Source organism: Rothia aerolata, assembly GCF_014635585.1.
Classification (GTDB): Bacteria; Actinomycetota; Actinomycetes; order Actinomycetales; family Micrococcaceae; genus Rothia; species Rothia aerolata.
Map to the genome: position 1 here is coordinate 24170 of NZ_BMDC01000002.1, position 24407 is coordinate 48576.

Below are 24407 nucleotides of genomic sequence, written 5' to 3' on the forward strand. Positions count from 1 at the left end.
GCTTGGGTGCAATCGCGATGGAGAAACTAGGTCTGGTTCACACCGAACTCGGTCATGATGTCTTCCATGAACTGCTCAACATCGCCGCTTCCTATCACGGGGCCACCCGCTACCAGGCCGTCTGCCCCCAGGGCCACCGCCAGGGGAGTGCCGAGCCCAAACAGGCGCTCGGTGGAGGACTGCTCATCGACGAAAACCTCTATCTCGGCGGGCAATCCCAGCTGGGAAACCTGCGATTCGGTAGAGACCACCGGGTTGATTTTGAGCAGGGGTAGCTTCTGCTGCCAGGTTTCTACCCGCTCAAGCACCTTTCGGCAGGGCGTGCAGCCGGGGGAGACCCAGATCAGAACGCGCGCCTGCTGTGCTGCCAGTTCTCGTAGCGAGACGGTTTCCCCGCGGTAGGGGCGGGTCAGCGCCGCAAACGGAATGGGCAGGCGGATGTAATCTTCTTCGGCCTGCTCTGACTGGGTGATCTCGCCCTGCTCTTCACCGGTTTGTGCCGGGGCAGTCTGCTGGGACCCAGCCACCTGCTGCGCTGCCGGCTCGGCCAGCAGCTCCGAGCGGTACATGGCCCATAAGGCAAGTGCCGCTAGAGCCGCCCCGAGCAGCCAAAGCCATCCGGCGGCGTCCAGTGCTAAGAGCTGTCCCAGCGCGGAGCGGTCGGTGGCCATCCCACCGATGAGGGCGCCAACCGCCGCGCCCAGCAGGGCAAGGTTGCGCAGCAGGGTATAGCCGGAGATAGGGGCGGTGGAAGCCCCGCCAAAACAGTTGCAGCTGGCGGTGTTGCCCGCGAGTAGGGCCCGAAGAATCACGCCGAAGTAGGCGGCGAAGAGGAGAACCGCCGCGATACCGCCGAGAACCCCCAGCCAGCCCGGTGCCAGAAGCAACCACAGGGCTAGCACGATTTCACCGGCGGGCAGAACCCGGGAGACCGCCTTGAACGGTAGCCAGCGGTCGAGGTCGAGGTTGACAATGGCGGCGGCGGTGCTGGCACGATCTTTCGCTTTGGCCACGCCACTGGCGAGCAGCGTGATGATAATGATGAGGGAACAGAGAACCAGGGGGGTCACAGACGCTCCTCTTTCGGTGGGGCAAGTTTATGTTCAGCTTAGCCCGCAGGACGCCGCGGGGGTGAGTTTGTGTCAGCGAGAGGGGCTTGGTGTTGAGCACAGGGCTTCTTCTTGGGCGCGTAGCGGGCGGTGAGGTGGGGTTTTGCGCTATTTTTAGAGTGTGCTTTATTCAGATCGGGATATACGTAGGGAAATTGACGGCGGCCGCATTGTGCTGGAGCCCTTTGATGAGGCGATGATTCAGCCCGCTTCGGTGGATGTGCGCCTGGATAGGTTTTTCCGCCTCTTTGATAACCACAAGTACGCTCACATTGACCCCTCTCAGGACCAGTCGGAGCTCACCCACCTGGTAGAGGTTGACCCGAATGAGCCCTTTATTCTGCACCCCGGTGAGTTTGTGCTGGGCTCCACCTATGAAAAGGTCACCCTGCCCGATAATATCGCTGCCCGTCTTGAAGGTAAGTCATCTCTGGGGCGTCTGGGGCTGCTGACCCACTCGACCGCCGGTTTTATTGACCCCGGTTTTTCGGGGCATGTGACCCTGGAACTGTCGAATATGGCAACCCTGCCGATTATGCTCTGGCCCGGCTCTAAGGTGGGCCAGCTCTGCTTCTTCCAGCTGACCAGCCCTACCGAGCACCCCTACGGTGACGGTGCCTATGGCAACCGCTACCAGGACCAGCGCGGCCCCACAGCCTCGCGGTCTTATCTGAACTTTCACCGTACCGAGATTCAGGCAGATTAGGCTTCAGATGGGGTGGTCATGTTCCGCGGGTTAGCGCTGAGCCCCGCCGGGGTTGAGGTAAACATCGCCTTTGATACGGGGATTTCGGCTGACCTGGTGGAGGCGGTGCGCCTCTCCTGGGCCAGCATGAAGCCGCGGGAGATTGAACTGGATTCCCCCGCGGGGCAGCCCCGAACTATTCTGCTGACCGACCGGAATCTGAGCGAGGTTCTGGCGGAGTTTGGCCGGCAAGGCTCCTATACTCCCCACCTGGTTCATGTGCGCTCTGCCGCGCGGGCGCAGGAGCGGCTGACCGTTGAGGTTACCCTACGTCTATTGGAGGCGCTGGCTGGAAAGCTCAGTCTCTTTCACGCCGCGGCACTGGGGGATTCTGCAAGCCGCGCCGCCATGATTCTGATTGGGCCTTCGGGCCGGGGCAAGACCACCGCCGCCCGCTTTCTGGGTCGGCATTTTGCCTACCTCTCCGACGAAACTGCGGTGGTTCAGCCCAACCACACGGTACGCCCCTACCCTAAGCCGCTGTCTGTCATCGACAACCCCCACCAGCCCAAGGTCCAGTACGATCCCGCCGCCGCGGGGCTGAGCCCCGCTGCCCCCGACGACTTCTCCTATACCCTGCGCCGAATTATTCTGCTGGACCGCCGAGAGGAGCCGGTTGAGGCCCACCTGGAGCCTGTTGCGCTCGCCGATGCTCTACTGGAAATCGTTGAGCAGACCTCGGGGCTGGTGAAGACCGAGGACGGCGTGGGGAAGCTGATTGCGCTTATTGAGGCCTGCGGTGGTGTGCAGAGGCTGACCTACCACGAGATTCACCAAGCCCTTGACCTACTGCGAGAGAACCTGCAAAAGCCCACGCTGGCACAGGCTTTTCCGGTGAAATACTTTGCCCCGACTGAGGCAGGTTCTCTTCAGCGGGGGCAGCTGCACAGGGCCCCTGCCGCGAGCGGTTTTTTGATGGACGAGCGGCTTTTGATTCTGCAGGACTCGCAGTTTTTTGAGCTGTCTCCTTTTGCCGCAGACTGCTGGTTAGCTGCCGGGCAAGCGGTGAGTCTTGGAGAGCTCAAAGTCCAGCTAGAGAAAATATACGGCCCGATTCCCGGGGAAGACTTTTCCCGCGTGATAGAGCAGATGGTAGAGGCTCGGGTGCTTCAGCAGGCGGCCTAGCTCTGCGGGGTATCGCTGAGTCGAACCTGCCGCGGTGCGGGAGCCAGCGGAAGCACCAGCAGCAGGCCTACTCCAATCACCACCATGATGCCCAGGATTCCCCAGATCTGTGCGCCGAGCACCGTGACGAAGAGGGTGAAAAGGCCGGGCGCCAGGAAAGAGGTGGCGCGGCCGGTGGTGGAGTAGAGCCCGAAGATTTCTCCCTCCTGCCCGGCCGGGGTTAGGCGGGAGAGGTAGGTGCGCGAGGCTGACTGGGCGGGGCCCACGAAAAGGCAGAGGAAGAGACCGCAGATCCAGAACAGCCAGGTTGCCTGGGAGAAGAGCAGGGGAGCGGCCGCCACCAAAATACCGGCGAGGCTGCCGATAATCACGCGCTTGGGCCCCACGGCGTCGTCCAGCTTACCGCCTACCAGCGCGCCCACGCCCGCCGCGATATTGCCGACGATGGCAAAAATAATAACCTGCGTGGTGGTGAAGCCGAAGGTGCCTGCGGCGAGGATTCCGCCGAAGGTAAAGACGCCGGTCAGGCCGTCGCGGAAGACCGCCGAGGCCAGCAGGAAGTAGAGGGTCTGCGGTGCCTGCCGGTAGAGGCGCTTGAGCGTGAGGAAAAGATTCTTGTAGGACTGCACAAAGCTCACCCGTTCACCGGCGGTCAGCGCAGGGCGGGCCCGGTCGCGGCGGGCGAGCGCAATGAGAATGGGCAGGCTAAAGACCGTGCACCACAGGGCAGAGAAAATCGCTACAGCACGGATATTCTCGGAATTTCCGGTGGGTATGCCCAGCAGACCACCGCTATCACCCAGCCCGATGAAGAATACCAGCACCAGGGCCAGGGCAACAATGCCGCCGAAGTACCCCGAGGCCCAGCCGATACCGCTGATGCGACCCACGTTCTCCCGAGTGGAGATTTCCGGTAGCACGGCGTTGTAGTTGACAAAGGCGAACTCGTTGAGCACGTTGGCTATGCAGATCAGAGTGACCCCCAAAAGCAGAAAGTCGGGAGAGGGGGCGGCAAACCAACACAGGCCCATGAGCACCGCAGCTGCTAAAGTGTTGAAGCCCAGCCAGAAGGCGCGGCGGCCTGAAGCATCAGATCGCTGGCCGGTAACCGGCGCTAGCAGGGCAATCAGCAGGCCCGCCAGGGTGAGGCCGGTAGACATGACCGAGGAGGCGTGGGCGGGGTCGCCAAAAGCAGAGGAGGTCAGATAAACAGCAAACACAAAGGTGGTCATGATTGCGTTGAAGGCGGCATCGCCAATATCCCACATTGCCCAGGCCGCAATAGTGCGGCGGGTAACCGGGGGAGTTTGGGGCTGTAGTGTCTGCTGTGTCATGTTGCTTAGGTTACTTCAGCTCAGCGGGCAAAGAAAAACTGCCCCACCGTGTGAGCGGAGCAGTTTAACTCAAAGTTCAGGAATCAATTAGATTTCTTCCTGGCCACCGTGCTTTTCTTTGCGCTTGGAATCGTAGACCACTGCGGAGCGAGTGATGCCCACCTTGATGATGGTTGCTACGGCGCCGGAAAGCATGGCCCAGACGATGATGTCGCGCCAGCGCTCGTCGGGATCAGGGTTGGAGGCCGGAGGCTCGTTACCGGTGATCTTCTTCCAGGATGCTGCTAGTACCTTGTTGGCCAGGGCAGCGCCACCGATGGAAGCAGCGGTGCCTGCAAGCTGAATCGGGTTCATTATTCACTCCATATTTCTTGTGAGTTGTACGTAACCAGCCTAGCGGTTAAAAAGCATACTGTCTTGTTTGCCTTCGGGTTTCTGCGCAAAAAACGAAAGATTTTGGTTGGTCTGAACCCGGTGCCTATACTGGAGACATTCGCCCTTTGCTCGGGCGATGTATGAAACGACAGGGGAGCACCTAGGTGCTGAGAGTGCGCAAGCAGACCCTCGAACCTGATCCGGCTAATACCGGCGTGAGGAAGTCGAGTTCTCGTGAACTGTGCTGTGCCGCCAGTCAATGGCGCAGGCTCCCCTTCCACATTCTTTGGAAGGTTTTGTTATGGCAAGAAGATCTGCGCTGAAGTGGCGCGTGAATGACATTGTGGTGGCTTCGGTTCTCGCCGTTGCCTGCGGTCTGCTCTTTTGGCTCTGGTCGAATATCATTTTCCCGGTTTCAACCGCAGCCCTGGCGCTAGCGCCCGAGTACGCCCCGCTGATGGGCGGTGCCTGGTTGCTCGGCGGCGTGCTGGGTGGTTATGTGATTCGTAAGCCCGGCGCCGCGCTCTATGTGGAGCTGCTGGCGGCTATTGTCTCTGGTCTGTTGGGTACCGAGTATTCCTGGACCGTGGTGCTTTCGGGCCTGATTCAGGGCCTGGGAGCCGAGATTATTTTCGCTATTTTTGTCTACCGGGTCTGGAACCTGGGCACCGCGATGCTCGCCGGGGCCCTAGCCGGTGCTATCGGTGGCTTCTCCGAGGTCATCATCTACTACGCCTCTGAGATGGTGGGCATCAAAGCCGTGATCTACACCGTCTGCTTTGCTGTGTCGGGGGCGATTATCTCCGGTATCGTCAGCTGGGCCCTGACCGCTGCCCTGGCCAAGACCGGGGTGCTCTCGTCGCTGGCTTCTGGCCGCACCGCGCGCAGGGCTTAGATGCAACCGGCGGGTATCGAGGCCACAGACTTCGGCTGGCACCACCCCGGCAGGGCACAGCCGGCTTTTTCCGGTCTTAACTTTGTGATTGAGCCGGGCCAGAAGGTGTTGCTGCTGGGAGCTTCCGGCGCGGGAAAGTCCACCCTGCTCCACGCTATGGCCGGGGTAATTCACGATGACGACGGCGAAACCCAGCTGGGTAGCCTCACGGTGGGCGGTCTCGCCCCGGCTGAAGCCCGCGGAGTCGTGGGTCTCATGCAGCAGGATCCCGAGTCGTCGGTGGTGCTGGCCCGCGTGGGAGACGACGTCGCCTTTGGCCCCGAAAACCTGGGGGTTGCCCGTGAGGAAATTTGGCGGCGGGTAGAAGAGTGCCTGCGGGTGGTGGGCCTAGAAGACCTGGACCTCAACCGATCGACCTCCGCCCTCTCCGGCGGGCAAAAACAGCGCCTGGGCCTGGCCGGTATTCTGGTCATGCACCCGGGCGCCCTCCTACTGGACGAACCGACCGCCAACCTCGACCCGGCGGGCGTGGAACAGGTGCGCCGCGCCGTCCTCGACGCCCAGGCCGCCACGGGGGCAACCCTGGTGGTGATTGAGCACCGGGTCGGTATCTGGGCTGAGCACATGGATCGGGTGATTGTGCTCGGTTCCAACGGCGGCATTACCCACGACGGCGCCCCCGAGACGGTACTTCGCGAGGCGAGGGCCGAGCTGATTGAGGCGGGGGTGTGGGTACCCGATTACCTACCGCAGACTCCTCAGCCCGTGACCGGCAAGCAGACCCCGCTGGTCAGCGCGCAAGACCTTAGCATTACCCGTGCCTACCCCAGCCGCAAACAGCGTAAGCAGCGCGCCCGCGACCTGGCGGCGGGGCAGAGCCCCGTGCTGGAGCTTGAGCCGGTGGCGCAGGGAATCTCGCTCCAGGTGCTCTCGGGTGAGCACCTGAGCATTTTGGGGCCCAACGGCGCCGGAAAATCGACCCTGGCGCTGACCCTGGCGGGCCTGCTCTACCCGGTTTCTGGCCGGCTAGAGGCAGAGGAGCCACTGCGGGCGTCGTCCTCCCTCATGGGTGATGCCGCCTCGGGTAGCCGTAGCGCTCAGACTGTCAGCAGCGACATAGCCAGCTGGCAGCCAGCGGAACTTGCCTCTCGCATTGGCCTGGTTTTTCAGGAGCCCGAACAGCAGTTTATTCGCCCCACCGTGCGGGAGGAACTGGAGTTCGGCCCGCGCCAGATTGCCCGAATCCGCAAGAGCCCCCTCAATGAGGAGGAGCTGGCCGAGCGCACCGACTTTCTGCTTCAGCGGCTGCGGCTGGACACCCTACAGGATGCCAACCCCTTTACCCTCTCGGGCGGGGAGAAGCGGCGCCTGTCGGTAGCCAGCGCCCTGACCACGGCCCCGGCCATTGTGGTACTGGACGAGCCCACCTTTGGTCAGGACGCCAAGACCTGGGCCGAGCTCGTGGTGCTCATTCGCGAGCTGGTAGAAGGCGGAACCGCGGTCATCTCTATTACCCACGACATGGATTTTGTGCGCGCTCTGGGCGGGAGAGCCTTCTCGGTCGGCGGCGAGCGTGCGGGGCAGATGAGGCGGGTGGGCCAGCTGTGAACATCGATCTCTTTGCCGATTCGGTAGAAAAACAGGGGGCTATCGGCAGGCTCAACGCCGGAGTGAAACTGCTGGCAACCCTACTGATGACCCTGGCCCTGATTCTGGTCAAAGACTGGGTCTCAGCCGGGTCAATTCTGCTCCTAGAACTCATCGCCCTGCGGGCTGTGGGAGTGCACCCGCTACGGCTCCTGGGCCGCTTCTGGCCAGTGCTCTTCGGTGCCCTGCTCTCGGGTTGGTCAACCGCCCTGCTGGTCGAGAAAACCGGCAGGGTAGTGCTGGAAATCGGCTTCTTGCTCGTCACCACCGATTCGCTGGCAACCGGCTTCGCTCTAATGCTGCGTGGCCTTGCCATGGTTCTGCCCGGCCTTTTGCTGATTGCTACCAGCGACCCCACCGACATCGCCGATTCCCTGGCCCAGACCGCCAAGCTACCGGCGCGGTTCGTGCTGGCAGCCCTGGCAGCCCTGCGCCTGGTGGGCCTAATGTTTACCGAGTGGAACGCACTGGGCCAGGCCCGCCGCGCTCGCGGTTTGGGGGGCAGGGATAATCCCTGGCAGACCCTGAAAACCGTGGGTGGGCAGACCTTCGCCCTGCTGGTGCAGGCAATCCGCCGGGGCACCCGGCTTTCCACCACCATGGAAGCCCGGGGCTTTGGCGGGCCTGAGCCCCGTACCTGGGCACGGCAGGTCACCTACTCGCGTGGCGACCTCTTCTTCTTTCTCGGCTGTCTGCTCTTGATTGCCGCAGGTTACAGTATTTCGGCTGCTGCGGGGGAGCTCACCTTCCTCTGGCAGTAGTGCCGTTCTACTGGGCTAGCCCTGTGCCAGATAGCTCAGTAGCTCTTCGGTGAGTCCTTTATCTACGGGTAAGGGGTTGCCGTTGAGACGGATGACGGGCGCAAGCAGTCGCACTGAGGACGCCAACCACACGCCGTCCGACTCATACAGATCCTGGGGATAGAGCGGCCCGAAGCCCAGCTCCCAGCCATGCTCGCGGGCCGCGGTGAAAATCGCGCCCTGGGTGGTACCGGGCAGAATACCGTGGTTGGGCTCGGGGGTGAGCAGGGTCTTGACCCCGTTTTCCACCCGGGCGACCAGCACAGACGAGGTGGCCCCCTCTAAGATGCGTCGGTCCTCGGTCACGAAAATAGCCTCGTCGGCACCCTGCTTTTTCACGTAGCGCAGCACCGCCATGTTCAGTGCGTAGGAGAGGGTCTTGGCGCCGGTCAACAACCAGGGGTAGGCGCCGTCCTCAGCGGGGTCGTGGCCGCGCGGCAGGGTCATCGCCGCCACCCCGTGCTCGCGCTGGTCTAAGGTGGAGGACGGCGCGGGAGCGGCGGTCACCCAGCAGTGAGGGCCTGCCTCGGGGGTACCGCGGGAAATAATAATCTTGACGACGTGCTCTTCGCCCACCACGGTCTGGGGCCCCGTCTCTACCTCGTCCAGGGCAAGGGCGATGGCGGAGGTGAGAGCCTGGTTATCGGGGGCGGGCAAATCTAGCATCCGGGCAGAATTGGCCAGCCGGGCCAGGTGGGAGTCGAGCTTCCTCACGCTCCGGTTGGAGGAGAGCATGGTTTCAAAAACGCCGTCGCCCCGGGTGAGGCCCTGGTCTTCGATGCTAATGAGGGGCTGGGAGGAATCGACCAGCTCGCCGCTGGGGTTCTCGGCTGTGAGCATTACAACAGTAGTCATGCTCTTAATACTAAGCAGAAAGTTTCTGCGAGGTGCATCCTTTACTGCTCAACCACCGGCATCTCACCGGTCTTGGGGCCGCCATGGCTGTGGTATTCGGCGCCTTCCTTGGTCCAGTCACCGTACTCAACGGGGGTGGTAAAGAAAGCAAGAGCTGCCAGCAGGGCAAAGCCCAGCATAGTCAGCGCCATGGGCATCACCGCCTGGTCGCCGCCCAGGGCCACCAGGGGAGAGGCCAGGCCGCCCACCACAAACTGAATGGCTCCCATGGTTGCCGAGGCTGAACCCGCCAGGTGGCGAGCCTGAACCAGGGCCAGGGTGGGGGCGTTACCCATCACGAGACCCACCGAGCAGGTGGTCAGGAAGAGCAGAATAAGGGTGGGCCAGAGGCTCACGATACCCAGGGCAAAGAGCACGGTGAGAGTGCCGGATACCAGCACCAGAGCGATAATGCCAACGGTCAGCATGAGCCGCTGGGCTATCTTGCCCACCAGGTAGGTCACCAGCGAGCTCGTAGCGACAATGCCCAGGGAATTGATGCCGTAAACAAGGGTGAATTGCTGTTGCGAAAGACCCAAGACGTTCTGTAGCACGTAGGTGGAGCCAGAAATGTAGCCGAAGAAGGCGCCGAAGGTGAGCACCATGGTGAACATAAAACCGCGGTAGCGGCGAATCTTGATTACTTCAAAAAGGCCCCGGTAGGCAGAAAAAACGCTGCCGGTGCGGCGTTTTTCAACGGGCAGGGATTCTTTGATCACGAGAAAGACCGCGATAGCTGAGAGCGCCATGAAGATGGCAAGCAAGCCGAAGATAGCGCGCCAGGTGGCAACGGAGAGCACCACGCCACCAATGAGCGGGGCAAGAATCGGGGCAAAACCGTTAATCATCATCATGATGCCCATCAGGCGGGCGGTCTGTAGCCCCTTGGTGGAGTCGGAAATGATAGCGCGTGCCAGAACCAGGCCGAAGGAGCCGAAGAGGCCCATGATAAAACGAGCGGCAATAAAGAGCTCAACGCTGGGCACAAAAACACAGGCTAGGGTGGCTAGGAAACAGATCACCACGCCCACATAGAGGGGGCGCAGGCGGCCGATCTTGTCTGAGAGCGGCCCAATGATAATCTGCCCTAGCCCCAGACCCACCATAAAGGCCGTTAGGGTGAGCTGGCCCCGCGATGCCGTGGTGCCCAGATCTTGGGAAATCTCCGGCAGTGCTGCCAGGTAGGTGTCAATCGACAGCGGTGCCACAGCGGTGAGTAAGGCCAGCACCACTATGGAAATCGGTGTTAATTTTTTTAGTGTTTTTGTCATGTCTACCCCGTTTCTCGCTAGGTCTTTTGCATTAGTGCACAGTACAGTGTACAGCCAGCGAGCCTCGGGGATAAAGCCTTATTTTATTTTGACTGTAAAGTAACTTCACCCTCGTTGAAGAAGACCAGGTCTACTTTTTGGTCTAGGCGGCGCTGGGCTAGCAGTTCTTCCTCCTGCTCGGCCCAGGTGTTCCACCAGGGGCGGTAGGTCTCCCCGTCGCGGGTCAGTGCCCGGTGCTTGCGGGTGAGTGTCGGCGCCTCAACCCAGCAGGAGAAGTCTACGCTTCCGGCGGAGGCCCCGACCCCTTCAATAATGAGGACGCTTCGCGGCAGGACGGCGCGGATGTGGGGCCCGGTGGGGCGGCTGGTCTCCCAGTCCCAGCCGGTGAAGGTCAGCTGCCCACCGGCTTTTAGCTCGGCTGAGTTTTTCTCCCAGGCACTCACCGCCTGAGACAGGCCCCACCAGCCCTGGTAGGTATCTTCCAGATGAAAGGTGGCAGTCTGAAATCCCGCAGCTTTGAGAAAGTCTGCCAGCTGCCCTGCCAGCGTGGTCTTTCCCGCGCCAGATCGCCCGTCCAGAGCAAGCAGAAAGGGGCGGGCGGGGTAGAGAGTAACCTGATTTTCCAGTCGCTGCATCAGGGTGCTGCGGCTATCTACGCTCTGGGGCATTAGCCCTGCTTCCGGGCAAAATCAATAACCCCGTCTACCGCATCGCGGATCATAGTGAAAGTATCGTAGAAGTCCTGCTGGTCGCCGTACCAGGGGTCATAGATTCCCAGCGAGTCCTGCGGCTGGTCGGCTACCGCCGGGTCAAACTCGCGCATCAGGTGAACCTTGGCGCGGTCGTCGTCATTCTTCGCCATGCGCATCAGGGCGCGGTAGTGGTTGAGGTCCATAGCCAGCAGCAGGTCGTGGGAGTCAAAATCTGACCGCTTGAACTGCCGAGCTCGGTGGGAGTCCGTATTAATGTTGAGCTCTCTGAGCACCTTGGCGGCGCGGCGGTCAATGGGGTTGCCCTCTTCTTCATTGGAGATGCCAGAGGAATCAACCTCAACCTCCACGCCCGCTTTATGGGCGGCGTCCTTAATCAAAAACTCTCCCATGGGGGAGCGGCAGATATTGCCGGTGCAGACGGTCATAATCTTCAGCACGGCTGGTTCCTTTCACATAGTGTAGGGATACAATATCGAGGGAGCATTCAGCTTACTCTCAAGGTGCCTCGTAACTTAAGTTTTAACTGAGAATAAGTATGCGAAAGCACTGCAAACCTGTGTATAGTCTTAGCGGTACACACATTTACTCAAAGCGTTGGGACTGTCCCTCGATAGTCACGGTATCAGCAAACCGTTAAACGCTTCAGATTGCTTCGACGCTAGCTCTCGAAGAACGACTTGAAAACCCCGCAACCGGAGCAGGTTGCGGGGTTTCTTGCGTTGAGTGTCAATTTTCTGCCTGGTCCCTCGCCCCTGAGCCTCGGTTTGTACAGGGTTATCTCCGATATACAGCGGTATCTCTGGACAGAGGAGACAAGCCTGTACAAAATTGCTGATTCGTGTACTGAGACCGAACCTAGGCCACTCGGGGGCTGCTGACTAACTGTTCTGATTGGTCTTGTCGAAGGAAAACACCAGAACAAATGAAAGGCCCAAAGTTAGAAGGGCTCTGGGAAAATCGAAAAATACATGAAAATAAGGCTCAGACCTGCCAAAAGACACGAAGGCAATGAGAATTGCAAAGCATAAGAAGACCTCTATAAATTTCTTGACTAGAGACAAGTTCCTACCGTTCATGCTTCCCCTAGGCTTTCTCAAGTACTTCACCTCTTAGTTGTAGCAGTTCTTCATTGGCAGGCACAGAAGAAACCTCCTCTTGGCTGGTAGAAGCTAGCGCCGAGTGGTGGATTTTAGGCTTAAAATCGCAAGATTTAAGCCTAAAATCCACCACTCGGCGGTTAAAGGTTGCCCAAGCGATGATGGAACGGGGTCTCCTTGTAGCCATAGTCTCGGTTTTGTACAGGGTTGTCTCGTCTGTACAGAGATACCGGTGTATAGCGGAGACAACCCTGTACAAAATTGGCGGGGGACTCTCGGAAGATCCTCGCAGGAAAGAGCCGGGGATCGTTGAGCATGTGCAGGCACTAACCTGAGCCTTCAAGACTCAAGTTTTGCAGTTTTCTCTGAGGGTGAAATTCGAGGAGCGAAGCCCTGCAAAACCCCGAGATTCCGCGGAAAACTACCCGCTTCGCCGTCCTCAAAACCAAAATTAAGCGCTCAAAATTCATAAAAGTTGAGTTTATCTGACTCAAGTCTGTTGACAGATTCCAAAAAAGTGAGAGACTTGTATCGAAGCGAAACGCAAAAGCTGACACAGGCAGGCTCAAGTTTGAGCTTGCCGGTCAGACAAGAAACCGGTTTCGCAATGGTTCTAAAAGAAGAAACTCTAAGGAGAAAAACACATGGCACGTGCAGTAGGTATTGACCTCGGTACTACCAACTCAGTTGTATCAGTTCTTGAAGGCGGCGAGCCCACCGTTATCGCTAACGCTGAAGGCGCCCGCACCACCCCCTCAGTCGTAGCTTTCTCAAAGGACGGCGAGGTGCTGGTGGGTGACGTTGCAAAGCGTCAGGCTGTCACCAACGTTGACCGCACCATCGCTTCCGTCAAGCGTCACATGGGCACCAACTGGACCACCGACATCGATGGTAAGAAGTACACCCCCCAGGAAATCTCAGCCCGCACCCTGATGAAGCTCAAGGGCGACGCTGAGGCATTCCTGAACGACACCGTGACCGACGCCGTCATCACCGTTCCCGCCTACTTCAATGACGCCGAGCGCCAGGCAACCAAGGAGGCCGGCGAGATCGCAGGTCTGAACGTTCTGCGTATCGTCAACGAGCCCACCGCGGCAGCTCTGGCCTACGGCCTGGAAAAGGGCAACGAAGACGAATTGATTCTGGTATTCGACCTCGGTGGCGGTACTTTCGACGTCTCCCTGCTTGAGGTAGCAAAGGATGAAGACGGCTTCTCCACCATTCAGGTTCGCGCAACCGCTGGTGACAACCGCCTGGGTGGCGACGACTGGGACCAGCGCATTGTTGACTGGTTGCTGGAGCAGGTCAAGTCCAAGACCGGTGCAGACCTGTCTAAGGACAAGATTGCTCTGCAGCGTCTGCGTGAGGCAGCTGAGCAGGCTAAGAAGGAACTCTCTTCTGCAACCTCCACCAACATCTCGCTGCAGTACCTCTCGGTAACCCCCGAGGGCCCCATCCACCTGGATGAGAAGCTCTCCCGCGCTAAGTTCCAGGACATGACTTCTGACCTGCTCGAGCGCACCAAGAAGCCCTTCAACGATGTCATCAAGGAAGCCGGTATCTCCGTCTCCGACATCGCTCACGTGATCCTGGTGGGTGGCTCCACCCGTATGCCCGCAGTGGCAGACGTGGTCAAAGATCTGACCAACGGTCGCGAAGCAAACAAGGGTGTTAACCCCGATGAGGTTGTGGCTATGGGTGCAGCTGTTCAGGCTGGCGTGCTCAAGGGCGACCGCAAGGACGTTCTGCTGATCGACGTCACCCCCCTCTCCCTCGGTATCGAGACCAAGGGCGGCGTGATGACCAAGCTGATCGAGCGCAACACCGCAATCCCCACCAAGCGCTCGGAGACCTTCACCACCGCTGAGGACAACCAGCCCTCCGTGTCTATCCAGGTCTTCCAGGGCGAGCGCGAGTTCACCCGCGACAACAAGTCCCTGGGCAACTTCGAGCTGACCGGTATCGCACCCGCCCCCCGCGGTGTGCCCCAGATTGAAGTTACCTTCGACATCGACGCCAACGGTATCGTGCACGTCTCCGCAAAGGACAAGGGCACCGGCACCGAGCAGTCCATGACCATCACCGGCGGTACCTCCCTCTCCAAGGAAGACATCGACCGCATGGTCAAGGACGCCGAGGCTCACGCTGAGCAGGATAAGGCTCGCCGCGAGGCAGCTGAGACCCGCAACCAGGCTGAAACCTCCGCCTACTCCATCGAGAAGCTGATCAAGGACAACGAAGACAAGCTGCCCGAGGACGTCAAGTCCGAGGTTCAGGCAGATGTTGACGCCGTCAAGGCAGCGCTCGAGGGCGATGACGACGACGCCGTGAAGTCAGCTTTCGAGAAGCTGCAGGCTTCCCAGACCAAGCTGGGCGAGGCAATCTACGCTTCTGCCCAGGCTGAGGCAGCCAACGGCGCAGGTGAGTCCGGCGAGAACAACGACGATGACTTCGTAGACGCAGAGGTTATCGACGACGAAGACAACAACGAAAAGAAGTAATCATGGCTGAAAACACCAACGAGCAGCAGGGTAAAGACCCTCTGGAAGACGCCTTCAACGCGCCGTCCGCGGAAGGTCACCCCGAAGCCGAGGGTGTATCCGAAGAAGCTGCTGCGGAAGAAACCGCAGCAGCCTCTGAGGAGGCCGAGGCTTCAGAGCCCGCAAACGAATTCGAACAGCTGGCCGAGGCCCGCTTGAACGACCTGCGCTCCCTGCAGGCAGAGTTCACCAACTTCAAGAACCGCTCCAACAAAGAGAAGGAGCAGCTACGCGAGTTTGTTGCCGCGGAACTGGTCACCTCTTTGCTGCCGGTTATCGACGACATCGATGCCGCCCGCACCCACGGCGACCTTGAAGACGGTCCCTTCGCAGCAATTGCAAAGAAGCTGGAAGAAACTCTGGCAAAACAGGGCCTGGTTCGCTACGGCGAAGTTGGGGAGCCCTTCAACCCCCAGATTCACGAGGCTGTTCTTCAGCAGCCCACCTCTGAGGTAGAAGAAGACCACGTGGCCCTGGTTCTGCGCAACGGCTACAAGGTCAAAGACCGCGTGGTGCGTACCGCGCAGGTAGCGGTGGCAGTAGCTGAATAAGCCAGGCTAGATGGGTAGGCCATCGGGCCGGCAAAGGCCGACCCGGTAGCCTCCCTTAAACGCCAGCCCCGGTGCCAGCTACCGGGTCGGCCTTTGCCAGCCCCGAGCCAGCCAGCTCGGGTGCATTCGCAGCGGCCGGGATCGCGTGGCAATAACGATTCGGGCGGGTTCGAGTAATCGGGCCCGCCCTTTTACACAGCAAATACTTTTCTAAAAGAACTGAAGCTCTAGACCCTAAGGAGGCGTAGACATGGCAAGTGAAAACTGGCTCCATCAAGATTTTTATAAGGTACTGGGCGTCTCTGAATCCGCTTCAGAGGCCGACATCAAAAAGGCCTACCGCAAGCTGGCCCGCCAGTACCACCCTGACCAGCACCCCGGCGATGAAGCCGCCGAGAAGAAATTCAAAGAAATCGCAGAGGCCTACGACGTTCTCTCCGATAAGAAGCAGCGCGAAGAATACGACCAAATCCGCAAGTACGGCGCTTCCGCCTTTGCCGGTGGAGCAGGCGGTGGCTTCGGCGGAGCAGGCGGCTTTAGCGGCGGCTTCCCCGGTGGCGCCGGAGGTTTCAGTGCCGGTGGCCAAAACATCAACATCGAAGACCTGCTGGGCGGCATGTTCGGTGGGGGAGGTTTCGGCGGCGGCCGTGGCTTTAGCGCCGGTGGCTTTGGCGGGGGAGGTTTCCCCGGTGGAGCCGGCGGTTTCGGTACCCAGCCCCAGCCTAAGGGATCCGACATCAACGCCAACGTTCGTATCTCCTTCACCCAGTCCTTTACCGGGGCTGCGGTATCGGTCACCAAGCCCGACGGCTCTCAGACCAAGATTAAGGTTCCCGCCGGCGTCAAAGACGGCCAGAAAATCAAGCTGCGCGGCAAGGGCCAGTCCGGCCCCGGTGGTGCGGGCGATTTGATCGTTCATGTTTTCGTGGACAAGCACTCGGTCTATGAACGTGACGGCGACGATTTGATTGTTCACTACCCCGTCTCCCTGGCCGAGGCCGTGGAAGGCACTATCCTCGAAGTACCCACCCCCGGCGCAGAGAAGCCGGTCAAGCTCCGCCTGGCCGCCGGAGCGGCGTCCGGCCAAAAACTGCGCGCCAAGGGCAAGGGCTTCAAAACCAAGAAGCACACCGGTAACCTAATTGTTATCCCCGAGGTGCAGGTTCCCACCAACCTCAGCGACGACGCCGCGGCGGCGCTGGCTGAGTTCGTCAAACGTGCACCGCAGGACGACGTTCGGGCAGATTTCGCACGGAAGGCGGCGCAGTAAACCATGGCACTCGGATCAGATCGGCCGGTCTTTGTGATTTCGGTAGCGGCTGAGCTGGCAGGTATGCACCCGCAGACCCTGCGACAGTACGATCGCATGGGTCTGGTTCAGCCCTCCCGCGCCCCCGGGCGGGCGCGCCGCTACTCCCAGCGCGACGTCGAGAAACTGCAGGAAATTCAAGACCTCTCGCAGTCCGGCGTCTCGCTGGAGGGCATCAAACGCATCATGAGCCTGCAAAACCAGCTGGACGACATGACCGCCCGGGTTGCGGATCTCATGGACCAGCTGGACGCCGCCCACGCCAAGTTGGCGGAGTCATCGCGGGTTTTCGCGGCGGGCACCAGCGGCGACGTCGTGGGCCTGACCCGCGGCAAACGCCCCGAACCCCGGCAGCGCTCGCAGGCGGTAGTGCTCTACCGCGGCAACCGCAACCGCTAGGCGAACCTATACCTATATTGTGAGGCTGGAAAGCGGGAAGGTATGTACCCCGCTTTTCGGCTCGGTGTAGGTCATGCCGGTTCCCGAAATGACGGCCATTACAGCAGGGGGAGTCGAAGCATCAATTTGGGCAACCGCCTTTTGTAGACTTTCGATTCCTTTTTCAACATGGCCCACGCCGAGCTTAATCTCAAAAGCACCCCAGCGACCGTCGGGGAGCTCAATGACAGCATCGATTTCATACCCGTTCGAATCCCGGTAATGGTAAATCTTTCCGCCCAGTGCTTCAGCCATCACCGCTAAATCGTGAACCGCCGCTGACTCAAAGACAAAGCCAAGGGTCTCGGGGTCTTCCCTCAGTGTCTTTTCCCCGGCGTTAAGGGCAGCAACTGCTAATGACGGGTCTGCAAAATGAATCTTTTTATTGGTTCTCAACCGCGCTCTGGAACGTAATTTTGGCGCCCAAGCCGAAACAGTCTCAATCGCAAAAACCCTCTCCAATAACGTGATGTAGTGAGATACCGTGTCTGTAGAAATCGAGGGAGTGACCTGAAGCAGGTCTTTCCGAATAGTGCTGATGTTGACTTCTTGGGCCACGCACCGTGCCAGTGCCCTCAGTAGATTCTGTAAAACTGCTGGGCTCTGCCGGATGTTTTCCAAGCGGTGTAAATCAGTTCTCGTGATTTCTTCAAGGTAGGCTTGCGCAAGTATCTGTGACTGGGCTGGAGCTAGACCCTGTTGCGCGGGGAACCCGGATTGCATTAACCGGGAAATAATAGTTCCGATTTCTTCTCTTTTTGTATTCGGACTCAAACGGGTTCCGTTAAAAAGCTCTGCCAGGGAAATCGGATTTTCAGGAGTCTCTCTTTCTGACCAGGTAAGTGTCCGTTGCCGGACACGCATAAAACGGCCCGCGCCGGTGTGCCGAGTTTCGTCATCCTTAGGAACGGCAGATCCCGTGAGAATAAACTCGCCGAATCCTCCTCGAAAGTCAACTTCGCGTCTGACCTGATTCCAAATCTCGGGGTGTAGTTGCCATTCGTCAATCAGATGGGGTGCTTGTCCATCTAGCGCGAATGCTGGATCAATAGCAAGGAGCGCTTGGGCTTCGGCAGAGTCTAGAAATATTGAAGAATTGCTGTGGTGCAACCCCGTCATGGTTTTGCCACAGGCCCTCACACCTTCGATAACTACCGCCCCGGAAATATTGAGCGCTTGCTGAATTTGCGCATCGATGAGGCGGGGCTGGTAGTCGCGGCCGAGGTGCTTTTTTGTGTCCATAGAAACCAAGTTACTCCATCTAGGCGGTGATTTGCAGACTTTCTAGAGGGTGATTTGCAGACTTTCTAGACGGTGTTTTGCAGAATCTGGTCCGTAACATTCCTTGTAAGTGTGGCTTGGGAAACACTGCTGAAATATTTTTGGGTAAAAATGTTTTTCAACCACTCACACAGACAGCTCGGCTCATCCGCGCTCGCGCGGTGCGCTGGGCATTTTGCAAGGAAACACCATGACTCTCAACGATATTCTGGGCAATATTTCCAGTTTCATTTGGGGCCCCTGGCTTCTCATTCCCCTTCTTCTGGGTACCGGTATCTACATGACCGTGCGACTAGGGCTCATCCAGCTCTTCAAGCTCATTCCGGCGCTTCGTCTTTCTTTCTTTGACCGCAAGGACGAAGGCGCTGAAGGCGGCGACATTTCGCAGTTCCAGGCCCTCACCACCGCCCTGGCGGCCACGGTGGGTACGGGTAACATCGTGGGTGTTGCCACCGCTATCTCCATCGGTGGCCCCGGTGCCCTCTTCTGGATGTGGGTAACCGCAATTTTCGGTATGGCCTCGAAATACTCCGAAGCGTTTTTGGGTGTTCGCTTCCGTACCAAGGACTCTAAGGGTGAGGTATCAGGTGGTCCGCAGTACTACCTGCAACGCGGTATCAAGGGTGGCTTTGGTAAGTTCCTGGCGCTCTTCTTCGCAATTGCGGCGGTGCTGGCCTCTTTTGGTATCGGCAACATGACCCAGGGCAACTCCATCGCCACCAACTTAGAAACCACTTTTGACGTTCCGCTGGCCTTTACCGGTAGCATCCTGGCCCTGCTGACCCTCTTTGTGCTCCTGGGTGGTATTAAGTCGATTGCTAAGGTGACCTCTGGGTTTGTTCCCGTCATGATTATCTTCTACATCGGCGGTGCTCTTTACATTATTGGCGCCAATGCCTCGATGATTCCCACCGCCCTGGGTGAGATCTTCACCGATGCCTTCACCGGAACCTCGGCGGTGGGCGGCTTCGCCGGTTCTGCCATGATTTACGCAATCCAGTACGGTGTTGCCCGCGGTATTTTCTCCAACGAATCTGGCATGGGCTCCGCTGCTATCGCTGCCTCCGCCGCTAACACCACCCACCCGGTGCGCCAGGGCGTGGTCTCCATGACCCAGACCTTTATCGACACCATCATCGTGGTGACCTGCACCGGCCTAGTGCTCATCGTAACCGGCGCCTGGCACCAGAGCGAGGGCGGGGAGCTCATCTCTGCCTCGACCATGACCAACTGGGCTTTCTCCGAAACCATCGGCCCCATCGGTGGCTGGATTGTGACCATCGGCCTGGTGCTCTTTGCCTACTCCACCATTCTGGGCTGGGCCTACTACGGCGAGCGCTGCATGGAACGCCTCTTCGGCCGCCGCGGCGTCGTCCCCTACCGCATCTTCTTCTCCGCCATCGTCTTTATCGGCTGCACCCAGGAGCTGGAGACCGTCTGGACTTTCTCAGACATCGCTAACGGCCTCATGGCGATTCCCAACCTGATTGGCATTCTGGTGCTCTCGGGTCTCATCGCCCGCGAAACCAAGCACTACTTCAGGCATGACCCCTCGTTGAAGGCGTCTAAGGAAGAAGTGGATGCCTTTATGGAGGGCCACCCCGGAGCTATTGACTCCTATGAGAGAACGGGGCGCTAGACAAAAGCGAAAGACTGAACGGTAGCAGAAGAAAGGGCGCCCTTTCTTCTGCTACTTTCCTTATTAGGTTTATATCGCTTGTCGGTTAAAAACTTTCGGAGTAAAATAAAAACCGTAGTTTTTCGCCGACGAGAAAGTTTATAAGATCATGCAGAAAGATCCTCAGCAGATTGAATTTGGTCTCGATACCTTTGGAGACACCACCGAAGACCTGCAGGGGGAGACCCTCCACCAGGCCCAGGTTATTCGTAACGTTATTGAGCAGGGCCAGCTCGCAGACCGCGTGGGAGTTGACTTCTTTGGCGTGGGCGAGCACCACCGCCCCGACTTTGCGGTGAGCTCACCCGATACGATTCTGGCCGGTCTTGCCACCTCTACCGAGCGAATTAAGCTCGGTTCCGCGGTGACCGTTCTTTCATCAGACGATCCGATTCGCGTCTACCAGCGCTTTGCCACTATCAACGCTATGAGCAAGGGCAGGGCAGAGGTGGTACTGGGTCGCGGCTCTTTCACTGAGTCTTTCCCCCTCTTTGGCTTTGACCTTTCAGACTATGACCGTCTCTTCTCTGAGAAGCTGGATCTCTTCAGCAAGATTGTGACCGAAGAGCCTGTTAACTGGAACCCCGGCAACCGTAACCCGCTGGTGAACCAGGAAATTTATCCTAAGACCGAGGGCGGCCTCTCCCGCTGGATTGCCGTAGGTGGTAGCCCCGAGTCGGTGGTGCGCGCAGCCGAGTACAAGATTCCGCTGATGCTGGCAATTATCGGTGGCCCTGCCAGCCGCTTTGCCCCCTTCGTAGACCTCTACCACCGCGCAAACCAGCAGCTGGGCAACGAAAATCTGCCCGTCGCCGTCCACTCACCCGGTCATATCGCCGAGACCGACGAAGAGGCGATGGAGCAGCTCAAGCCCTACTGGATTCTCAACCGCAACAAGATTGGTGCTGAGCGTGGCTGGGGTAGCGCCGGTGAGAAGGAGTTCTACCACGAGGCTAAGTACGGTTCGCTCTACGTGGGCTCGCCCGAGACGGTTGCGCAGAAAATTGCCAAGACCGTGAAGGGTCTAAATCTTGACCGTTTCGATTTGAAGTACTCCAACGGCCCCCTGCCGCACGAGTACTCGATGAAGAACATCGAGCTCTACGGCACCCAGGTGATTCCGCGGGTTCGCGAGCTGCTGAGCGAGAAGTCAGCAGACGACGAGTAAGAAGCGAGAGGACGGCGCCGGGTAGAGTGGGCGCCGTCCTCTCCTTGCTATAGGTGGGGCAGCCTACTTGCGCCGGTAGGTCAGGTCGTGGGCGCGTCGTCCTGCCTCGCCCGCCTTGCGCTCAAAGGAGGTCAGGATTCGACCCTCCCAGCGCGGGGCCCAGCCGCCGGCGGGATCTTCCTCAGTAGCACCCTCACCGGCGTGTAGGTTCTCAAAGTCGGGGTGGGCATCGAGCACATCGCGCATGACCAGGGCGTATTCTTCCCAGTCGGTGGCCAGTCGCCAGATTCCGCCGGGCTTCATCACGCGGGCCACCTTGCTGGCAAACTCGGGGGAGATCAGACGGCGCTTGTGGTGGCGGGTCTTGTGCCAGGGATCGGGGAAGAAGACCCAGAGCTCGTCCACCGAGTTCTCTTCGAGCATGTTATCGAGCAGTTCGGGGGCGTTGGCCTGCGCCACGCGCACGTTCTCGACGCCGGCGCTGTGGGCCTTGCGCAGAAGGTCGGCGATGCCGGGGGTGTAGACCTCCACCGCCAAGAAGTTGGTTTCGGGCTGGTTCTCGGCGCGGGCAACGATTGCCTCGCCCAGACCCGACCCGATTTCAACGGTCAGCGGAGCGGTGCGACCATAGATTTCCTGCTGGTCGAAGCTGGCTTCGGGCGCTACCGAGGTGTCGGTCAGCTCACGGGGGATATCGAGCACATAGTTCTCTGAGTGCTCCTCCCAGGCCTTCAGACGGCGGCCGGTTAGGCGGTCACCGCGGCGCACAAAAGAGAGCGGCTGACGGTGAAACTTCTGGGGAGTCTCCTGAGTTGCCGGGTCAATACCCTGGGCGCGGAGCTTTTCTTTGGCTTCTTTATTGGCCTTCTGCTTGTTAGTTTCCATGATTCTCCTTGAGAAATCGAGACAGCCAGCGCCTGAGGAAACTCTAATCAGGCGCGGGAAAGACTGTTCTACTGTACCCGATAGCACGGTCGGGGTGCCGTGACCCACCGGCGGGCTAAATGTTAGAGTCGGTTCACGTGCTTTACTTAAACTCTTCTGCTGGATCAGTTCAGGCAGCCTCCTTTGACCAGTGGCTGACTGATACGCTCGATACACCGGTCACCTGGATAGAGAATATTGTTTTCTACGCCGTGCCCATCGGCGGGGCAGAGATTCCCCTGCTTATTGTGTGGCTGATGGCGGCCTCGCTTTTCTTTACCGTCTACCTGCGCTTTCAGCCGGTGACGGGCCTGAAGCACTCCATTGATTTGATTCGCGGAAAGTTCTCCCGCCGCTCCGACCCCGGAGAGGTCACCAGTTTCCAGGCGCTCGCCACTGAACTCTCGGGTACGGTGGGCCTGGGCAACATCGCCGGTGTTGCCGTAGCGATTACCATGGGTGGGCCCGGTGCAGCTTTCTGGATTATTGTTGCCGGTCTGCTGGGTATGAGCCTGAAAATGGCAGAGGCCGTGATGGGCGTGAGATACCGCGAGATTAAGGACGACGGCTCGGTGGCGGGCGGGCCCATGTACTACCTGCGCAACGGCTTGAAGGAAATTGGCCGACCCAAAACAGGCAGGGCCCTGGCGCTTATGTACGCCATCTTTGCTCTGATTGGTACCATCGGCGCAGGCAACCTCTTTCAGGCAAACCAGGTCACCGCAATTCTTACCGCAGACCTGAACGAGGGAAACTTCTTCGCGCAGAATAACTGGGCGATCGGCGTCATTATCGCGGTTCTAGCAGCCCTGGTGATTCTGGGCGGTATCTCGGCTATTGCCAAGATGACCGCCATTCTCACCCCCGCTATGTCGGTGCTCTACATCGGCATGACCCTGGCCGTTCTGGCGGTGAACTTTACCGCTATTCCCGAGGCCTTCCGCCTGATTGTGGCCCACGCCTTCACCGGCGAGGGCGTGGCCGGCGGCGTCGTCGGCGTGGCGGTGGTGGGCATCCAGCGCGCCCTCTTCTCAAACGCGGCGGGCGTGGGTACCGCGGGCTTCGCCCACGCGGCGGTCAAAACCCACCGACCCGCAACCGAGGGTTTTGTTGCTCTCTGGGAGCCCTTTATTGCCTCGGTGGTTATCTGTACCATGACTGCCCTGGCGATTATCACCACCGGCCAGTACACCTCTGAGGGTGCAGACGGTATTGCGCTCACCTCTGCCTCTTTCGCCACCGTGGCGGGCTGGTTCCCCCTGCTGCTGACTCTGGCTGTGGTGCTTTTTGGGTTCTCCACCATCCTCTCCTATGCCTACTACGGCCAGCGCGCAGCCGCCTACCTCTTTGGTGAAAAGAAGTCGGTGGAGAAGGTCTACAACATCTTCTACATTCTGGTGATTGTGGTGGGCGCGACCATCTCACTGGATACTGTGGTGCGCTTCTCTGACGCCATGTTCTTCTTGATGACCTTCCCCAACGTGCTGGGCCTCTTCTTCCTGGCCAAGGTGCTTCGTCTTGAGATTCTGGGCCACCAGATTCGGGTGGGGGCTGGCTCGGTGGCGCCCGAGCACCCCGACGAGCAGACCGGTCTGGGCGCCACTGATGAGGACGACGCCGCCCAGCAGGCGCGCCAAGTGCGAGAGATTAAGGAGACCCAGGTGGCCACCGGCGCCATTGACCTCTCAGAGCTGCGCCGCTGGCAGGCCGAGGGAGAAACGGTGTCTGATCGGGAGTACTCTGAAGCTCGGGACTTTGCTCGTTCTTCAGAGCATTTTGAGGTTGATGACTCGGGCGAGATTATTGCCCGGGACGACGCTCCCACCACTACCGGCAGTCAGGGAGGGCACACGATTTAGGTAGCTCTCACTCGGTGAAGAGACAAAAATCCCCGGTCTCATAAGACCGGGGATTTTTCTGTCTACAGGGCGCTAGGATTTAGCGGCGCTTCAGGGGTGCAAACACCAGGGCCAGGCCAGCTGCTACCAGCCAGGAGTCCTTAGCCAGTGCGGTGCCGTCCTGAGTGGGGCGAATGCCGTCCTTCTCAGTCATGCCGGGGGTCTTCAGGTACATGGTGGTCAGACCAGCGCCGAAGGCGGTCAGGCCCAGGCCAGCCAGGCGGGAAGGAACGAGGGGGCACAGCAGGGCGGTGCCCAGGGCAATCTCAGCAGCGGAGAGGGACTTGCCGAAGGTCTTAGCAGAAACCTGCTCAACCTGGGGCAGGGCAACCTTTGCCATACCCTGCATGTGGCCGGCGGTGCCCTCATCGAGCTTGGTCTTGTTCAGGCCGGAGTTCAGAATGAAAGCGCCGGTAACGGTGCGCAGGATTGCGTTTGAGAGACGGGGCATGAGGTTTCCTTTCTCTATAAAATGTATCCTCAAGATTCACTTTACTGGAAAACTAACCATGCTTGTGGTTTTAACACCTCAGAGCTGAAAAATTCCCTCGGGCGGTCAAGTTAGTTAGTTTTACTAAATGTCGTGATTATTGAAGTGGACCGTGCAGGTCTAAA

22 protein-coding genes and 1 riboswitch are annotated in these 24407 nt (G+C 59.3%); of the genes, 12 read left to right on the forward strand and 10 right to left on the reverse strand.

What is annotated here, in order from left to right; translation table 11 throughout:
- Window positions 1-26: 26 nt before the first annotated feature.
- Entirely contained in the window at window positions 27-1070 is a 1044-nt protein-coding gene (locus tag IEV00_RS06335) for a MauE/DoxX family redox-associated membrane protein (protein WP_188359519.1), read from the reverse strand.
- Between the two features lie 160 nt (window positions 1071-1230).
- Here IEV00_RS06335 and dcd point away from each other — a divergent pair, with 160 nt between their 5' ends.
- Entirely contained in the window at window positions 1231-1815 is a 585-nt protein-coding gene (gene dcd, locus IEV00_RS06340; RefSeq protein ID WP_188359520.1) for a dCTP deaminase, read from the forward strand.
- Window positions 1816-1833: 18 nt separating this feature from the next.
- Complete coding sequence (locus IEV00_RS06345; RefSeq protein ID WP_188359521.1) at window positions 1834-2979, forward strand: hypothetical protein; 1146 nt, start codon at window positions 1834-1836, stop codon at window positions 2977-2979.
- Here IEV00_RS06345 and IEV00_RS06350 read toward each other — a convergent pair.
- On the reverse strand, window positions 2976-4313 hold the full coding sequence (locus IEV00_RS06350; protein ID WP_188359522.1) for an MFS transporter: 1338 nt from the start codon (window positions 4311-4313) through the stop codon (window positions 2976-2978). The two genes, IEV00_RS06345 and IEV00_RS06350, sit on opposite strands and share 4 nt — an antisense overlap.
- Before the next feature lie 87 nt (window positions 4314-4400).
- Window positions 4401-4667: a DUF4235 domain-containing protein gene (locus IEV00_RS06355; protein ID WP_188359523.1), complete on the reverse strand. Its 267-nt coding sequence runs from the start codon at window positions 4665-4667 to the stop codon at window positions 4401-4403.
- A gap of 161 nt (window positions 4668-4828) precedes the next feature.
- A riboswitch (TPP riboswitch) is annotated at window positions 4829-4928 on the forward strand.
- Window positions 4929-4989: 61 nt separating this feature from the next.
- Between IEV00_RS06355 and IEV00_RS06360 the strand changes: the two genes are divergently transcribed.
- From IEV00_RS06360 to IEV00_RS06370, 3 genes are read left to right on the forward strand one after another with little or no spacing between them, the layout of a single operon-like run.
- Complete coding sequence (locus tag IEV00_RS06360; protein WP_188359524.1) at window positions 4990-5583, forward strand: ECF transporter S component; 594 nt, start codon at window positions 4990-4992, stop codon at window positions 5581-5583.
- The gene (locus tag IEV00_RS06365) at window positions 5584-7191 is read left to right on the forward strand and encodes an ABC transporter ATP-binding protein (RefSeq protein WP_188359525.1); all 1608 of its coding nucleotides are present in this window, start codon (window positions 5584-5586) and stop codon (window positions 7189-7191) included.
- A complete protein-coding gene (locus tag IEV00_RS06370) occupies window positions 7188-7991 on the forward strand; it encodes an energy-coupling factor transporter transmembrane component T family protein (protein ID WP_229723115.1) in 804 nt (267 codons plus the stop codon). The genes IEV00_RS06365 and IEV00_RS06370 overlap by 4 nt, the downstream gene beginning before the upstream one ends.
- 15 nt (window positions 7992-8006) lie before the next feature.
- On the opposite strand, the gene IEV00_RS06375 is transcribed toward IEV00_RS06370, so the two are convergent.
- The 4 genes from IEV00_RS06375 to IEV00_RS06390 all read right to left on the reverse strand — a co-directional run bounded on the left by IEV00_RS06375 (window position 8007) and on the right by IEV00_RS06390 (window position 11345).
- Entirely contained in the window at window positions 8007-8885 is an 879-nt protein-coding gene (locus IEV00_RS06375) for an aminodeoxychorismate lyase (protein ID WP_188359526.1), read from the reverse strand.
- A gap of 41 nt (window positions 8886-8926) precedes the next feature.
- On the reverse strand, window positions 8927-10195 hold the full coding sequence (locus IEV00_RS06380; RefSeq protein ID WP_188359527.1) for a multidrug effflux MFS transporter: 1269 nt from the start codon (window positions 10193-10195) through the stop codon (window positions 8927-8929).
- Between the two features lie 83 nt (window positions 10196-10278).
- The gene (locus IEV00_RS06385; RefSeq protein WP_188359528.1) at window positions 10279-10863 is read right to left on the reverse strand and encodes a nucleoside/nucleotide kinase family protein; all 585 of its coding nucleotides are present in this window, start codon (window positions 10861-10863) and stop codon (window positions 10279-10281) included.
- Window positions 10863-11345: a low molecular weight protein-tyrosine-phosphatase gene (locus IEV00_RS06390; protein WP_188359529.1), complete on the reverse strand. Its 483-nt coding sequence runs from the start codon at window positions 11343-11345 to the stop codon at window positions 10863-10865. Before IEV00_RS06390 ends, IEV00_RS06385 begins: the two co-directional genes overlap by 1 nt.
- A 1304-nt stretch (window positions 11346-12649) precedes the next feature.
- Here IEV00_RS06390 and dnaK point away from each other — a divergent pair.
- From dnaK to IEV00_RS06410, 4 genes are all read left to right on the forward strand, one after another.
- Window positions 12650-14506, forward strand: coding sequence for a molecular chaperone DnaK (dnaK, locus tag IEV00_RS06395; protein ID WP_188359530.1), 1857 nt, complete (start codon window positions 12650-12652; stop codon window positions 14504-14506).
- A gap of 2 nt (window positions 14507-14508) precedes the next feature.
- Window positions 14509-15096, forward strand: a complete 588-nt coding sequence (locus IEV00_RS06400; RefSeq protein ID WP_188359531.1) for a nucleotide exchange factor GrpE — start codon at window positions 14509-14511, stop codon at window positions 15094-15096.
- 250 nt (window positions 15097-15346) lie between these two features.
- Window positions 15347-16366 (forward strand): DnaJ C-terminal domain-containing protein, encoded by a 1020-nt coding sequence (locus IEV00_RS06405; RefSeq protein WP_188359532.1) that lies wholly within the window; start codon window positions 15347-15349, stop codon window positions 16364-16366.
- Between the two features lie 3 nt (window positions 16367-16369).
- A complete protein-coding gene (locus IEV00_RS06410; RefSeq protein ID WP_188359533.1) occupies window positions 16370-16804 on the forward strand; it encodes a heat shock protein transcriptional repressor HspR in 435 nt (144 codons plus the stop codon).
- A 12-nt stretch (window positions 16805-16816) separates the two neighbouring features.
- Here IEV00_RS06410 and IEV00_RS06415 read toward each other — a convergent pair whose 3' ends face one another.
- Window positions 16817-18085 carry an ATP-binding protein gene (locus IEV00_RS06415; RefSeq protein WP_188359534.1) on the reverse strand — a complete coding sequence of 423 codons (1269 nt, stop codon included), beginning with the start codon at window positions 18083-18085 and terminating at the stop codon, window positions 16817-16819.
- Between the two features lie 229 nt (window positions 18086-18314).
- On the opposite strand from IEV00_RS06415, the gene IEV00_RS06420 reads away from it, so the two are divergent.
- Window positions 18315-19763 carry an alanine/glycine:cation symporter family protein gene (locus IEV00_RS06420; RefSeq protein ID WP_188359535.1) on the forward strand — a complete coding sequence of 483 codons (1449 nt, stop codon included), beginning with the start codon at window positions 18315-18317 and terminating at the stop codon, window positions 19761-19763.
- 148 nt (window positions 19764-19911) lie between these two features.
- Window positions 19912-20970, forward strand: a complete 1059-nt coding sequence (locus tag IEV00_RS06425) for an LLM class flavin-dependent oxidoreductase (protein WP_188359536.1) — start codon at window positions 19912-19914, stop codon at window positions 20968-20970.
- A gap of 63 nt (window positions 20971-21033) precedes the next feature.
- Here IEV00_RS06425 and trmB read toward each other — a convergent pair whose 3' ends face one another.
- Window positions 21034-21855, reverse strand: coding sequence for a tRNA (guanosine(46)-N7)-methyltransferase TrmB (gene trmB, locus IEV00_RS06430; protein ID WP_188359537.1), 822 nt, complete (start codon window positions 21853-21855; stop codon window positions 21034-21036).
- A gap of 137 nt (window positions 21856-21992) precedes the next feature.
- Here trmB and IEV00_RS06435 point away from each other — a divergent pair, with 137 nt between their 5' ends.
- Window positions 21993-23753, forward strand: coding sequence for an alanine/glycine:cation symporter family protein (locus IEV00_RS06435; protein ID WP_229723116.1), 1761 nt, complete (start codon window positions 21993-21995; stop codon window positions 23751-23753).
- A 79-nt stretch (window positions 23754-23832) separates the two neighbouring features.
- Here the strand turns inward: IEV00_RS06435 and IEV00_RS06440 are convergent, their stop codons facing one another.
- Window positions 23833-24243 carry a hypothetical protein gene (locus IEV00_RS06440; RefSeq protein WP_188359539.1) on the reverse strand — a complete coding sequence of 137 codons (411 nt, stop codon included), beginning with the start codon at window positions 24241-24243 and terminating at the stop codon, window positions 23833-23835.
- Between the last annotated feature and the right edge of the window lie 164 nt (window positions 24244-24407).